This window comes from Flavobacterium sp. YJ01, from assembly GCF_029320955.1.
In the GTDB taxonomy this organism is placed as follows: Bacteria; Bacteroidota; Bacteroidia; order Flavobacteriales; family Flavobacteriaceae; genus Flavobacterium.
The window spans coordinates 2,411,439-2,426,474 of record NZ_CP119757.1 but is presented as its reverse complement, the minus strand read 5'-3'; the positions used below and the strand labels follow the sequence as shown (position 1 = coordinate 2,426,474).

Here is a 15,036-nt window from a genome sequence, read left to right as displayed (position 1 = left end):
TTTTAAAATTTAAAATTATAAGTTATACTTGGAACCGGAATTGAGAAAATAGATGTTTTGTATGCTTTTACTTGTCCTCCTTCTGTTGCAAAGTAAATTGAGTACGGATTGTTTCTGCCTAACACATTGTAAACGGATATGTTCCAGAAACTATGTGCTAGTTTTTTTATTTTATGATTTCCTTCAATATTAATTCCGATATCTAGACGAATGTAATCTGGAATTCTATATTTATTTCTGTCGCTATATAGAGTATATTCTGCGTTTCCATATTGGAAAGTTCCAATTGGATATGTAATTGGTCTTCCTGTTTGGTACATAAAATTGGTAGACAAACTATAACGCTTTGTAAATTTATAATTTAAAACAGTGCTTAAATCATGCGGTTTGTCAAAATTTGCTGGAAAAAAGTCACCATTATTTATTCTTTCAGAATCAAACTTACTATCCAATTTTATAAGTGTTCTAGAATAAGTATAACCAATCCAACCATTCAATCTTCCAACTTGTTTTTTTAGTAAAAATTCTACACCATAAGCTTTTCCATCTCCTTGTAAAAGTTGCGTTTCTATAGCTTCATTCAATAATAAATTTGCTCCAACTTTATAATCCATTATATTTTTAGAAGTTTTGTAATATCCTTCTAAGCTAAGTTCAATTTCATCGTCTAATACATTTTTATATAAACCAAGCGAATATTGTCTACCACTTTGAGGTTTTACATTTGTATTCGATAATGTCCAAGTATCTGTTGGCGATTGCGTAGTGTTGTTGGATAAAAGATGAATGTATTGTCTTGTCTGATCGTAACTTGCTTTTATAGAAAAGTCTTTTGTGAAAAAATAACGAGCAGAAATACGAGGCTCTATACCGCCGTAAGTTTTTATTACTTCGTAATTTCCGTAATGTTTTGTTTCAATTAAAGTTGCATCATTTAATGGAGCATCGTCTTCGTAAATACGCTGATTGGCTTCTCCTAAAGCAGCATAAAAAGAATAACGTAATCCAAAATCAATTTCTAGTTTATCATTTAATTTAAAGTTGTCTGCTATAAAAATAGCCGATTCTAATCCTTTTTCTTTGTCAATATTAATTGGAACTAATAATGATGCTGGATTTTTAGGATTTAGATAGCCCGGACTTACGTTATACAATTTACTTGATAAACCGTAGTTGATGTTATGTTTTTCATTATAAGCATAATTGAATTTCATCATCAGTTGCGTTTCATTGATTTTATATCCAAAATCAAATGCGTTTTCTCCACGAGTATCATAGTCGATATTGAATTTGTATTCGCTATTGGTGAAGATTAAAGACGATTTATTTTTTTTGTCATAAGTATGATCCCATTTGGCCGAAACAAGTCGGTTGCTGTATTTGTATAAAGAATCTGAACTTATTCTAAAACGATCTTTACTATAATAAGCAGTTGCTTCTATAGCATTGTTTTTGTTTATAGTGTTGTTATATTTTAAGAAAACATCGTAAAATCCGGCTTCACTATTTTTTAAATCTTCATCGTCTAAAGATTTTAAAATCCAGTCAGAATAAGTTGCTCGCACTCCGGCAAGAATACTCGATTTGTTTTTTTGAATTGGCAGTCCGACAGTAATATTAGTAGTTATAGGTCCAATTGCACCTTCTCCAGAAACTTTTTCTGCATTACCATTTTTTGAACTAATATCGAAAACAGAAGACAAACGCCCTCCGAAATCTACTGGAATGCTTCCTTTATAGATATCTGCTTTTTTTGTCACATAAGGATTTATCGCAGAAAAAAAACCTAAGAAATGTTGCGGATTGTAAAGTACAGCATTGTTTAAAAGAATCAAGTTCTGATCTTCTTTACCACCTCGAACATTAAATCCTGCAGAACCTTCTCCCGTAGTTTTGATGCCAGGAAAAGTAGTTGCAATTTTAAAAAGATCTCGTTCTCCAAGAATTAAAGGGACGTTTTTTACTGCTTCAATATCAATCGAAACTAAACCTGAAACAACGGTTTCGGTAATTCTCTTTCCTCTCTTTTTTATGACAACTTCGTCTAACTGATTGCTGTCTTCATGTATCTCAAAATCAACAGTTCCGTCATTATAAACCATTACAGTTTGAGTTTTCTTCTTGTAATTAATTGATTTTATTTCTAACACATTAATTCCAAGTGGCACTTGCATACTGTAATGACCTTCGCTGTCGGTAACAGTGCTGATGTTTTTGTTGCGTATTTTGATGTTTACATTAGACTCAGGTTTATTTGTCGCTGCGTTTCTAATATATCCAGAAAGATTACTGGTTTTCTTTTCTGTCACATCTGCTTCCTTACCGATAAATATAATGCTGTTGTTTTTCTTAGTGCTAACACTGTTTAAAGAATCATACTGTTGGTAAAATACAGGATTTTGAGCTCTTCTGCTAATCTGGTTAGCGGGATCATTGGTTTCTGGAAAATAATTTGCAGGTAATTTATTGTGAATACTGCTACTGTTTGTTAAAATTACTTTCTTGTTAAGAACTAAAAAATTAAGGTTTGTATTGGTAAATATTTTGCTTAAAATTTCATCAATAGAGGCCTCTTTATAACTGGCAGTATATAAATTTTTGTTTGCTTTAATCCACTCTGAATCAAAATAAAAGCGATAAGATGATGATTTTTCAATAGTTTGAATTACAGTCATCAAGTCTGCATTTTTCAATTCAATTGATAATTTTTCATTTGTATCTTGAGCAAAAAGGAGTTGATTATAAATAAAGGCAAATAGAATAAGTAGAAATTTTCTCATATGGTTTATTTTTCTGTAAGTAATAGAGATGCATTGATGTGTTTGAATAAATTGATCATAAACTGATCGTAGTCAGATTTTCTAGTTTCTCTATTCATTGCATAAAAATCATTAATCTGTTTTTTTTGGTTTGGAAATATTTTTAGAATTTCACTTTTGCTGTTACAGGTATAATAAGTGTTTTTATAAAAAACAAAATAAGTGTTGTTTTCAATAAAATTGGAATATACTTTATTGTCTACCGTTTTATTTTCAAGTTTTTTGAAGTGTTTTATATAAAAATTAAAGCCATCGCGAAGAGCTGTAACTTCATAGTAACCAGTAGTAAGTTCTGGTAATGTAGAAATCTTTCTATTCAGATTGACAAAGTTTCTTCCGTTTAGAATAAAGGAACTTGTTTTGTCTTGAATCAAAGAAATAGAAGAATATTTAGATTCTCCGTGCGGACTAAAAATCAATTCGTCTTTATGGGTATTGTATTTTAGGTTTGCATTAATGTAGGTCTGCCCGTCATAGACCACAGAACCTTTTCTGAAATCGTTCGAAAGGTAATATGCACTATTATTGTCGATCGTGTTGTAGGTATCTTTGTATGCATACCCATTACTAATGCCTAAATTTTCTATGCCAACTGTGTTGTCAAATAAATTGTAAATTGATTCTTCTTTAGTGTTTTGGCTTAATAAATTAGAAATGTTTAAGAATAATCCAAATATTAATATAAGGATGTTCTTTTTTTTGTGATTTTTCAAGGAATATTCTGTTTTTGGATTGATGTTTCCAAATGTATTAAAAATATATTTTAAAAAACGAACAGTATATGTTAAAATGTAATAAAAAGGTTATATTTTTTATTCTAAAAGCCTTGATTTTGCTGTATAAATAAGTTTAAAGCTGTTAAAATAAAATCTATGAAAAATATAATTTTTTTATATGATATACGCTAGAAAATGGTTTGTTTAGTCGATTTGAATTTAAATTCTATTTAAAAATCAGCTTTTAATTAACTTAAAAACCCCAATTCAACTAAATGAATTGGGGTTTTCTATGAATAAACCTTTAGTAAACTAAGATCTGATTACTCTTTTTTCTCCTCACGTGGAGGTCTTGGAACAAGTGCTTTTTTAGACACTTTTTCTTTTTTAGTTTTAGGATCAACTCCTAAGTACTTCACTTGGAAAACATCTCCCATTTTAACTACGTCAGCAACGTTTTCAGTACGTTCCCAAGCTAATTCAGATACGTGAAGCAATACTTCGTTTCCTGGTACTGCAGTATATTCTACAACAGCTCCAAAATCAAGCATTTTGATTACTTTAACTTCGTAAGCTTCTCCCATTTCTGGTTTGAAAGTGATAGAAGCAATTTTAGCTAATACCGCTTGGATTCCAGCAGGATCTGTACCTAAGATTTCGATAACACCTTGCTCATCAACTTCATTAATAACGATAGTTGTTCCAGTAGCTTTTTGTAATTCTTGAATTACTTTTCCACCAGGTCCAATTAAAGCTCCAATAAAGTTACCAGGAATAGTTCTAGTAATGATTTTTGGTGCATGAGCTTTTACGTCAGCTCTTGGAGCAGCGATTGTCTCAGTTAATTTTCCTAAAATGTGTAAACGTCCATCACGAGCTTGAGCCAAAGCTTGCTCCATAATGTCATAACGTAAACCATCAATTTTGATATCCATTTGACAAGCAGTGATACCATCAGCAGTTCCAGTTACTTTAAAGTCCATATCTCCTAAGTGATCTTCATCTCCTAAGATATCAGACAATACAGCAAATTTCTCTCCGTCAGTAATCAATCCCATAGCGATACCAGAAACTGGTTTCACCATTTGAACTCCAGCATCCATTAAAGCCATTGTTCCAGCACAAACTGTTGCCATAGAAGAAGAACCATTAGATTCTAAAACCTCAGAAACAACACGAATTGTATAAGGACAATCAGCAGGAATCATATTTTTTAACGCTCTTTGAGCTAAGTTACCGTGACCAACTTCTCTTCTTGAAGTTCCTCTTAGTGGTTTTGCTTCACCAGTAGAGAAAGGAGGGAAGTTATAGTGTAAGTAGAATTTCTCTTCACCTTGTTCAGATGGAGAATCGATTTGGTTTGCTTCTCTAGATGTTCCTAAAGTTACAGTTGCCAAAGCTTGAGTTTCTCCACGTGTAAATAAAGATGAACCGTGAACTCTTGGTAAATAATCAGTTTCACACCAAATTGGTCTGATGTCTGTAGTTTTTCTACCATCTAAACGAACACCTAATTCTAATACTACATTACGAACAGCTTCTTTGTTTGTTTTGTAGAAATATTTAGAAACTAAATCTCCGTCAGCAGCTAATTCTTCTTCAGTAAATAAAGCTTTAACTTCTTCTTTTATTTCAGCAAATGCAGCACCTCTTTCGTGTTTAGCTGAACCAACTTTTGCAACAGCATAAATTTTATCGTAAGCTGCTTCTTTTACTTTTTTGTAAATTTCTTCGTTTTCTTTCTCACCTTCGTAAGTACGGATTTCTTTTTTACCAAAAGCTTCCTGTAAACGATATTGAGCTTGAATTTGAACTTTGATAGCCTCGTGAGCAAACTTAATAGCTTCGATCATTTCAGCTTCTGAGATTTCTTTCATCTCACCTTCAACCATCGCTACAGAATCCATAGAAGCTCCAATCATCATATCGATATCAGATTTTTCTAATTCTTCTCTGCTTGGGTTGATTACTAATTTTCCGTCGATACGTGCAACACGAACTTCAGAAATCAAGTTATAAAATGGAATATCTGAAACTGCTAAAGCTGCAGATGCTGCTAAACCAGCTAATGCATCTGGCATAACAGTTTCGTCATGAGACATTAATTGAATCATAACTTGTGTTTCAGCATGGTAATCGTCTGGGAAAAGCGGACGCAATACACGGTCAACTAATCTCATTGTCAATACTTCGCTGTCGCTTGGACGTGCTTCTCTTTTGAAGAAACCTCCAGGAAAACGACCTGCTGCTGCGAATTTTTCGCGGTAATCTACCGTTAATGGTAAAAAGTCAACGCCTGGGTTTGATGTGCGAGCTGAAACTGCTGTTGCAAGAATCATTGTGTCGCCCATTCTAACTACTACAGAACCATCTGCTTGTTTTGCTAAACGACCTGTCTCGATTGTGATGCTTCTGCCATCACCTAAATCGATTTTTTCTACAAATAATTGTGGAATCATAAAATTTTTCCTTATTGATTATACAATGGGTTTTAGTTGTGTTGTAGTTGTTGTTGTGTGTAGTTGTTGTTATCTAAAACCCAATGAAAAACCAAACTTTTTTTCTTGTATTATTATGCGTGTAATGTAAAAACAAAAAGAGGCACTTTCGCACCTCTTTTCTATATTGATTATTTTCTGATATTCAATACTTTGATAATCTCACGATATCTGTTGATCTCTTTCTTTTTCAAGTAATCTAACAAAGCTCTTCTTTTACCTACTAATAGTACAAGAGAACGCTCAGTGTTGTAATCGTGACGATTTTTTTTCAAGTGTTCAGTTAAGTGAGAAATTCTGTAAGTGAACAATGCAATTTGACCTTCTGCGCTTCCAGTGTTTGTTGCACCACCGTGTTGTGCGAAAATCTCTTCTTTCTTTTCTTTGCTTAAATACATTCCAATATTATTTTAAATGATTTTTATGTATGTCAATACAACTTTTGTAAGACGGGTGCAAAATTAGATTAAAAAAACAAAAAAATCAAACAAAAATAAAAGAATCTTAAAATAGAATATCGATTTTTGTTTTTTGAGTAATCTGGCGTCTTATTAGTTCACTTAATTTTATATTGTCAACGGTATAGAATATTGTACACGAACAGGTACGCCTCTTTGTTTTCCAGGAATCCAGTTTTCATATCTGGTAATAACTCTCACAGCTTCTTCGTCTAAACCATATCCTAATGATTTGAGTATTTTAGGCTCTGTTATTTTTCCGTCTTTTTCAATTATAAATTGAATTATCAGTTTTCCTGATATTTTATTTTTTACAGCTTCTTTTGGTAGAACAAAGTTTGCCCCAATAAATTGGTAGAAATCGTTTATTCCTTTTTTTGGTAATGGTCTTGATTCTAGTTGGGTATATTCTGTTACTATACCTTTAGAGTTTTTGCTTTTTCCGGAGACAAACTTTCCTTCCTTATAAATGTCTATGTATTGATATTTTGAATCTTTAAAGAGGCCTTTCCATTCACCATCTTTAAATCCATTCTTTACATTTCCCTGAGCTAGAAAATTTTCTCCTTCATCTTCATACCAGCCATTCCCGTTTACAACGGTATGTTCATTTTTAGAATTCCAAAAATCATAAATTTTCACATCCGAATCAATTCCTGATTGGGAATCAACGTATTCTCCTTTTAATTTAGGATTACCGCTTTCATACCACTCAGAAAAATCTCCGTTTAATCTTGCTTTAATATAATTTTCAGTTTTTTTCTTTTTGCCATTTTCAAAATAGTAAACGTATTCACCATCTTTAGATAGACCATTTTTTGTTTTGGAATTCCCTTCCATTTTTAAAGCCCCAGATTTGTAATAATCTTTAACTTGATAATAATCTTTCTCTTTGCTAAAATCTTTTATAATTCTGTAAAAGACATAATTTTCTTTTGAAGCATCTTTTCCAATAGAATCAAAATAGATGATTTTGTCTGATGTGTTTTGTGAAAAAACGAATGCCGGAAGCAATACTAGCAGTAAATAAAAGGTTTTTCTCATTGATGTTTTTGTAGTAAAAATAGTGTTTTGTGAATTACTATCTCAATAAAATTATTTTGATTTTACAACTTTTTTGCCAGTTTGTTTCTCTGTTAAAGAAGAATAAGAAGTCTTTATATTATTTTGATCAACGCTTACTCCAGAAATTAAAATTCCTTTGTCGTAATTATCAACAAATGAAATTTTTCTAACAATATCATTTCCTTGCCAAACGCCTTGTTTTAAGCCATTTTTTATTTCGCCTTTTTGAGTTACAAAACCTTCTGTTTCTTCATACTCTCCATTTCCGTCGGTTACGGTTTGTGTTTTATCTGTTTCCCAACAATTAAGAATCAAAGTTTGAGATTTTTTTGTTTTAGAATCCCATAAATTCTGTTTCTCCGACTTCTTATTTTGATTTTCGTACCAATTAATTTCTTTGCCGTTTTTGTGATCATCAGAATAGTTTATAACCGATTCTTTTGCGCCGTTTTTGAAATAATAAATAAACTCTCCATCTTTTTTCAAAATATCACGATCTAGTGTAGAGCCCGTCATTTTTTTTCTTCCGTTTTTGTAATAATCTGTTACAACGTAACGGACGCTTTTTTGAGAATAATTGGTAATAATTCTCGTGTAAGTGTGATTTTCGGGTTTGCATTCTTGATTTAACGAGTCTAAAAAGATTTTTTTAGAAACCATGTTAATTTGCGCAGAAAGTTGAACTGAAATAATCAGAAGCAAAAAGAGTAAGCTGTTTCCTTTCATTCAGTTCTGTTTTTTATTCTTAAAGATAATTTTTCTAGAATAATTTGGCAACTTCTTGATTCACAAATTCTAAAAATCTTTCGTCAGCTTCTGTAAACGGATCTATAACATGGCTGTCAATATCGATTTGCCCGATATTTACACCATTCACAAAAAGAGGCACTACAATTTCAGATTTTACGGTCAAACTGCAAGCGATATAATTGTCTTGTGCTTTAACATCTGGCACTACAAAATTAGCATTGCTTTCAGCTACTTGCCCGCAAATTCCCTTTCCAAAAGGAATAACGGTATGATCTGTTTCTGCTCCAACATACGGACCAAGATGTAGTGTCTTAGCGTCGTGATTAGCGAAATAAAAACCAACCCAGTTGTAATAATCCACATTTTCGTTTAGAAGTTGACAAACTGCTAATAGCTTTTCGTCTCTATTCTTTTCATTGTCAGCAATAATATTGCTTATTTTTGGTTGTAATTCTTGAAATGTCATAATACAAAATTTTATACAAAAGTATTTAAAGCTAAACTCAAAAAATATATAAATTTGAAAAAAAAATCTCTTGAAAAAATATTTCCTTCAATTTAAGCCTTTCTTGATTTTTGTAAGCATCTTTTTTCTGACTTATATTGTCTTGACGATTCTTTATAAATTGTATTTAAATGGTTATGAAGTCAATGATATTGACGATGTTTCATTGTTTGTTGGCAAAAACGCTGAATCATTATTAAAGATTTTTGATTATAATATCATCATTCAAAAAAGTTCTCAAAATCCGTGGCTAGAAATCATTTTTAATAATTTATTTCTAGCAAGAATAATTGAAGGATGCAATGCCGTGAGTGTAATGATTCTCTTTGTTTCTTTTATTGCGGCTTTTTCTGGAAAATTAAAAAACACCCTTTTATTTATAGTATTTGGAGTTGTATCTATTTATATTTTAAATATATTTCGAATTGCTTTGTTGGTAGTTCTTTTATATAATTTTCCAGAAAGCAACAAATTAGTTCATGACATTATTTTTCCATTAATTATTTATGGGTATGTCTTTCTTTTATGGATTTTTTGGATCAATAGATTTTCAAAATATGCTAAATAAATTACTCGAAAATAAATTTAAACTGATTGCAGCAGTACTTATTGTGCTTGGTCTGGCATTGGTAAGAATGTTTGAATTGAAGTTGTTTTATGATCCATTTATAAATTATTTTCAGAATGACTTTAAGAATTTGCCCTATCCTCAGGTTGATAAATTAAAACTTTTCTATAGTCTGTTTTTCAGATACATAATCAATTCGGCTTTGTCATTAAGTTTGATTTATGTTTTGTTCAAAAACCGAGATATTTTAAAGTTTAGTATAATAATGTACAGCTTGTTTTTAATAGTGCTATTAACGGCATTTTTTATTGTTTTAGACTTTTTTCCAACTGCAAGCTGGCTTCTTTTTTATGTGAGACGATTTATAATTCAGCCTATTTTAGTTTTGCTGTTTATTCCCGGATTTTATTATCAACTTCAAAATTCCAAAAAATAACATTTGTTTAAGTTTTTTTATAAATCCTTTTTGAATAATTTTGCGGTATGAATATTAAAAAGTGTACAGGTCTATTTTTAGCTATCCTTTTATTGGTTTCCAATATTGGGTTTGCTCTTGATGTGCACTATTGCGGAGGAAAAATTGCCTCTATATCTTTAAATACGGCTTCGAAACCTGTAGTTGAAAAAAAATGTTGCGGTTCTAAAGAAAAAAAGAACTCTTGCTGTAAAGACAAACACGTTCAGATTGAGAAAAAGTCGGATAACGCAACACTTAAGTTTTTCTTCTTTCAATTTGATTTTCCTGCTGTATTGCAAGAATACAAACCTTTAGCTTTTTTAGCGCTTCCTAATTTTAAAAAGAAAGAAGTCCTTTCGTATTATTCTGATGCGAATGCGCCCCCCTTATTCAAATTATACCATCAGTATATTTTCTATTCCTGATTTTAATGTTAAGATGCTATGCAAGTCTTAGTTAAGACTTTGCGTATACATTTTGATTGTTTTTTCTTGCGAAAGAACATCAAGAATGTAATTCTATTTCAACATTAAAATCATTTTTTATGCAAAAAAAAATAATGCTTTTTGCAGCGTTTTTGCTTTCTGTTTCTATGTTTTCACAAGAAGATTTAGAGGAAGTAAAAATCAATAAAAAGCAAAAAGGAATTAAAAAATCCTTTACAGTAACCGCCAATACATCTTTAATTACCAGCAAAGAATTGCTAAAAGCAGCTTGTTGTAATCTTGCCGAAAGTTTTGAAACAAATCCATCAATTGATGTCAATTTTTCGGATGCCTTAACGGGAACCAAACAAATTAAAATGCTTGGTTTAACAAGCCCTTATTTAATGATAACAGAAGAAAATATTCCTTCTGTTCGTGGAGCATCTCAAGCTTATGGTTTGTCTTTTACGCCTGGAACCTGGATTGAAAGTGTTCAGATTACAAAAGGAGCGGGGAGTGTAATTAATGGCTACGAAAGTATTTCTGGTCAAATTAACACAGAACTTTTAAAGCCGTTGAGTGATATTCCATTTTTTCTGAATGCTTACGGTTCAACCGATTCTAGATTTGAATTAAATACTCATTTCAATAAAAAGTTGTCTGACAAATGGGCGACAAGTTTATTTGTTCACGGAAATACACGCGTAGCAAAAAACGATATGAATAATGATGGATTTTTAGATAATCCGTTAGGAAAGCAAATCAATGTTTTAAACCGTTACCAATATTACAATCCAGAAAGCGGTTTAGTAAGTTTTATCAATTTCAGATATATGAATGATAAAAAACAAACTGGAGAACTTGATTTTGATAAAGATCGCGATCGCGGAACAACAAATTATTGGGGTTCAGAAATTAATACAGAACGTTTTGATGTTTCGACTAAAATTGGATATGTGTTTAAAGATATGCCTTATCAGAGTATCGGATTTCAAAATGCATTTAATAGTCATAAACAAGATTCTTATTTTGGTTTAAATCAATACGATATCAAACAAAATAGTTTTTATTCTAATTTGATTTTCAATTCGATTATAAACAATACGATGCATAAGTTTACCACGGGATTGAATTTTAGCTACGATCAATATCAAGAATTTGTAAACTTAACAGACGTAAGCCGAATCGATAATTCGGTTGGAGCTTTCTTCGAATATACTTACGATAATACCGATAATTTTAGTTTAATTTTAGGTGGAAGAGTTGATAATCACAATAGATTAGGATTTTTTGTTACTCCGAGATTGCACATGAGATATAATCCTTGGAAAAATGGTGTTGTTCGTTTCTCAGCAGGTAGAGGAAAACGTTCTGCAAATATTTTCGCAGAAAACCAACAGCTTTTCGCTAGTTCAAGAAGGTTTTCAATTTTAGATTCTAACGGAAAAGTTTACGGTTTAAATCCAGAAATTGCTTGGAATTATGGTGTAAGTTTTTCTCAAAAATTTCGAATTTTTAACAGAAACGCCGATGCAGGTTTTGATTTGTACCGAACGGATTTTCAAAATCAAGCTATTGTAGATGTAATGCAAAGTCCGCAACAAGTTTTGTTTTATGATTTAAAAGGTAGTTCGTTTGCAAATAGTCTTCAAATTGAATTTAATTATGAGTTGATCCATAATTTGAATTTAAGAACAGCTTACAAATATTACGATATTCAAACAGATTATTTAAGAGGTTCTTTTCAGCGTCCGTTGCAGGCAAAACATCGTTTTTTAGGAAATTTAGAGTATGAAACAACTTTAAATGATGATAAACAATGGAGGTTTGATTTTACCTACAATTGGTCAGGAAAACAGCAATTGCCATATACTGCCTCAAATCCTGCAGAAGATCAATTTCCTGATTTTTCACCAGCATATGCGGTTATGAATGCACAAGTAACACGTGTTTTTTCTTCTGTTTTTGAAGTTTATATTGGAGGAGAAAATATTGGAAATTATAAACAAGAAAAAGCAATTTTAGGTGCAGATAATCCTTTTGGACCTAATTTTGATGCGTCTATTGCGTATGCGCCAATTTTTGGTCAAATGTATTATGCGGGATTGCGTTTTAAAATCAAATAACAATTACAAAAATCAATTTCAACAACAATAAAAATTAATAATATGAAAAAGATAATTTTAATCATGATGGTAGTTCTTTTTGGGTTCTCTGCTCAAGCTCAAACTAAAAAGAATAAAAACTTAAAATATACAACAGAAGTAAACGGTAACTGCGAGCAATGCAAAAAAAGAATTGAAAAAGCAGCATATGGGGTTCCTGGCGTAAAAACGGCAAGTTGGGATATTAGCTCACATCAGCTTTCTGTTATTTTGAATGAAGAAAAGACCACTCCTCTAGATTTGAACAAAGCAATTGCCAAAGCAGGTCATGATACTAAGGAAGTTAAAGCAACAACAGAAGATTATGATAATCTGCATAGCTGTTGTAAGTACGTAAGAGAATAATATTTCTAAAAGCCCAAACTAAATGTTTGGGCTTTTTTTAATAGTTAATTTATGTTTAAAATACCGCATTTTATTGCGGTTAAGGTAAATTATTGTTACTTTCACAAACTTATAAAGATAACCAATCTCGTTTTATGAATAATTTTGAATGGACCCAGTTATTAAACCCTGAATTTTATATTACTTTAAGTGTTGGAGGTTTTCAGATTGGGTTGTTTATTGTGCTGTTTATAGTGTTTGCTGAGACAGGACTTTTTGCAGGTTTTTTTCTGCCTGGAGATAGTTTGCTTTTTTTAGCAGGGATTTACAGTCGTGATTTAATCGAAAATGTTTTATTTATTCCAAACGACTTTATAAATGTCTTTTTGCTTGCAACTGCAGTTGCTATAATGGGAGTTTTAGGAAATATGACAGGTTATTGGTTTGGAGCAAAAAGCGGTTATTATTTGTTCAAAAAAGAGGATACGTTTTGGTTTAAGAAAAAATACCTTCTTCAATCGAAAGATTTCTTCGAAAAGTATGGAGGAAAAGCAATTATTTACGCAAGATTTCTTCCGATTTTTAGAACATTTGCACCAATAGTTGCAGGAATTGTTTCGATGGACAAAAAGAAATTTATGTTTTATAATATCTTAAGTTCCTTCCTTTGGTCATTTATATTGATTTTTGCAGGGCACTATTTGTACGGTGTTTTCTTAAAGCAAGGAATAGATTTGAAAAAACACATTGAATACATAATTATAATTATAATCGTAATCTCAACATTCCCAGTATTATTAAAGCTGTTAAAAAAGAGACCAAACGAGCAGATATAAAAAACATCAATAGAAATTAAAATAAAAAAGTCCGAAGTTTAGAACTTCGGACTTTTTTATTTGCATATATTCATTCAAATAAAATTCTATTATTTAGGAATGGTTTTGTTGTATTTAATTCGAATAAAAATTTCAAAAAGTATAATTAACAATTAACAATTAACAATTAACAATTAACAATTAACAATTAACAATTTTAAATCTTACCATTCATTCACTTTATTGGCGTCCATTTTAAGGAAAATAAACAGCAATATTGTAAAGCCCCAAAGTCCAGAACCTCCGTAAGAAAAGAAGGGCAGTGGAACTCCAATAGTTGGGAAAATTCCAATTACCATCGCAATGTTTACAAAGAAGTGTATAAAGAGAATTCCAGCGACACAATACCCGTAAACTCGGCTGAATTTTGTTTTTTGTCTTTCCGCTAAATAAATTACTCTTAGCAATAGTCCTACGAAAAGAGCAATAACGGTTAATGAACCAGCAAATCCCCATTCTTCACCGACAGTTGTAAAGATATAATCGGTATGCTGTTCCGGAACGAAACCACCTTTTGTTTGTGTCCCTTCAAGAAAACCCTTTCCAATCCATCCACCAGATCCAATCGCAATTTCAGACTGATTAGTATTGTATCCAATACCTTTCATGTCTACTGTTTTACCTAGTAAAATATTGAAACGGTCTCTATGGTGTTGCTTGAAAACATTATCAAATACATAATCAACAGAAAATACAAAACCAGACATTAAAGCCAGTAAAATTGCACTTAATAATAAGTTTCGATCAACAACTCTTCCCTTAAAATGAATAATTGCTAAAACAATAAAAGCGATTCCGATAACTACATACGGTTCTAATACTAATGTAAGAACGAAAAGCACAATAGTTATAAAAGCAGTCCATACATACCAAGAAGGTAAACCTTCTCTGTATAGAACTAAGATGAAAACGCTGTAAATTAAGGCACTTCCAGGATCGGGTTGAGGTAAAATAAGCATTACAGGTAAAAGCATAATTGCTAATGCCTGAATCTGTCTATTGGTTTCTTTTAAATTAATCTGTGTGTCGCTTAAATATTTAGCCAAAGCTAAAGAAGTTGCCGCTTTAGCAAATTCAGATGGCTGTAAAGTAAAACTTCCGATAGCATACCAGCAACGCTGTCCGGCAATTGTTTTTCCAAAGAGAAATAATCCCGCAAGAGAAAGTAAAGAAACACCAAATATGATGCTGGCATATTTTTCGTAAAATTTACCATCAACAAAAAGCACGACAAATATCAAAGGAATTGTACAGCAAATAAAGATTAATTGCTTTTGATAAGTTCCATCTGTTGACAGTAAAGAAGACGAATAGATATTCAGCCAGCCTAAAGTTACCAACGCAATGTAGATAAAGACACTTATCCAATCAATATTATTTTTTACACTTTGATTCTTCATTTGAAATAATC

The 15,036-nt window shown here is 31.4% G+C and carries 14 protein-coding genes; 6 read left to right on the top strand and 8 right to left on the bottom strand.

The annotated features are described in order from the left end of the window. Window positions 1-2: 2 nt before the first annotated feature. The 7 genes from P0R33_RS10595 to P0R33_RS10565 form a co-directional block, all read right to left on the bottom strand. Entirely contained in the window at window positions 3-2,780 is a 2,778-nt protein-coding gene (locus P0R33_RS10595) for a TonB-dependent receptor (RefSeq protein WP_276175408.1), read from the bottom strand. Between the two features lie 5 nt (window positions 2,781-2,785). Further along, window positions 2,786-3,532, bottom strand: a complete 747-nt coding sequence (locus P0R33_RS10590) for a hypothetical protein (RefSeq protein ID WP_276175407.1) — start codon at window positions 3,530-3,532, stop codon at window positions 2,786-2,788. 326 nt (window positions 3,533-3,858) lie between these two features. Then, a complete protein-coding gene (locus P0R33_RS10585; RefSeq protein ID WP_276175406.1) occupies window positions 3,859-5,994 on the bottom strand; it encodes a polyribonucleotide nucleotidyltransferase in 2,136 nt (711 codons plus the stop codon). Between the two features lie 170 nt (window positions 5,995-6,164). Beyond that, window positions 6,165-6,431 carry a 30S ribosomal protein S15 gene (gene rpsO / locus P0R33_RS10580; protein ID WP_099710550.1) on the bottom strand — a complete coding sequence of 89 codons (267 nt, stop codon included), beginning with the start codon at window positions 6,429-6,431 and terminating at the stop codon, window positions 6,165-6,167. A 168-nt stretch (window positions 6,432-6,599) separates the two neighbouring features. Beyond that, window positions 6,600-7,535, bottom strand: coding sequence for an energy transducer TonB (locus P0R33_RS10575; RefSeq protein ID WP_276175405.1), 936 nt, complete (start codon window positions 7,533-7,535; stop codon window positions 6,600-6,602). A gap of 51 nt (window positions 7,536-7,586) precedes the next feature. Beyond that, window positions 7,587-8,282 carry a hypothetical protein gene (locus P0R33_RS10570; RefSeq protein WP_276175404.1) on the bottom strand — a complete coding sequence of 232 codons (696 nt, stop codon included), beginning with the start codon at window positions 8,280-8,282 and terminating at the stop codon, window positions 7,587-7,589. A 34-nt stretch (window positions 8,283-8,316) separates the two neighbouring features. Next, complete coding sequence (locus P0R33_RS10565) at window positions 8,317-8,772, bottom strand: GAF domain-containing protein (RefSeq protein WP_276175403.1); 456 nt, start codon at window positions 8,770-8,772, stop codon at window positions 8,317-8,319. A gap of 70 nt (window positions 8,773-8,842) precedes the next feature. Here P0R33_RS10565 and xrtF point away from each other — a divergent pair, with 70 nt between their 5' ends. From xrtF to P0R33_RS10535, 6 genes are all read left to right on the top strand, one after another. Then, complete coding sequence (gene xrtF, locus P0R33_RS10560; protein ID WP_276175402.1) at window positions 8,843-9,379, top strand: exosortase family protein XrtF; 537 nt, start codon at window positions 8,843-8,845, stop codon at window positions 9,377-9,379. Next, window positions 9,318-9,815 (top strand): exosortase F system-associated protein, encoded by a 498-nt coding sequence (locus P0R33_RS10555; protein WP_343593168.1) that lies wholly within the window; start codon window positions 9,318-9,320, stop codon window positions 9,813-9,815. The genes xrtF and P0R33_RS10555 overlap by 62 nt, the downstream gene beginning before the upstream one ends. A gap of 47 nt (window positions 9,816-9,862) precedes the next feature. Beyond that, window positions 9,863-10,261 (top strand): hypothetical protein, encoded by a 399-nt coding sequence (locus P0R33_RS10550; protein ID WP_276175401.1) that lies wholly within the window; start codon window positions 9,863-9,865, stop codon window positions 10,259-10,261. Between the two features lie 119 nt (window positions 10,262-10,380). Continuing rightward, on the top strand, window positions 10,381-12,387 hold the full coding sequence (locus P0R33_RS10545; RefSeq protein WP_276175400.1) for a TonB-dependent receptor: 2,007 nt from the start codon (window positions 10,381-10,383) through the stop codon (window positions 12,385-12,387). A gap of 42 nt (window positions 12,388-12,429) precedes the next feature. Further along, window positions 12,430-12,771, top strand: a complete 342-nt coding sequence (locus P0R33_RS10540; RefSeq protein ID WP_276175399.1) for a heavy-metal-associated domain-containing protein — start codon at window positions 12,430-12,432, stop codon at window positions 12,769-12,771. Between the two features lie 134 nt (window positions 12,772-12,905). Continuing rightward, window positions 12,906-13,586, top strand: coding sequence for a VTT domain-containing protein (locus P0R33_RS10535; protein ID WP_276175398.1), 681 nt, complete (start codon window positions 12,906-12,908; stop codon window positions 13,584-13,586). Between the two features lie 203 nt (window positions 13,587-13,789). Here P0R33_RS10535 and rodA read toward each other — a convergent pair whose 3' ends face one another. Continuing rightward, entirely contained in the window at window positions 13,790-15,025 is a 1,236-nt protein-coding gene (gene rodA / locus P0R33_RS10530; protein WP_276175397.1) for a rod shape-determining protein RodA, read from the bottom strand. Window positions 15,026-15,036: the final 11 nt, after the last annotated feature.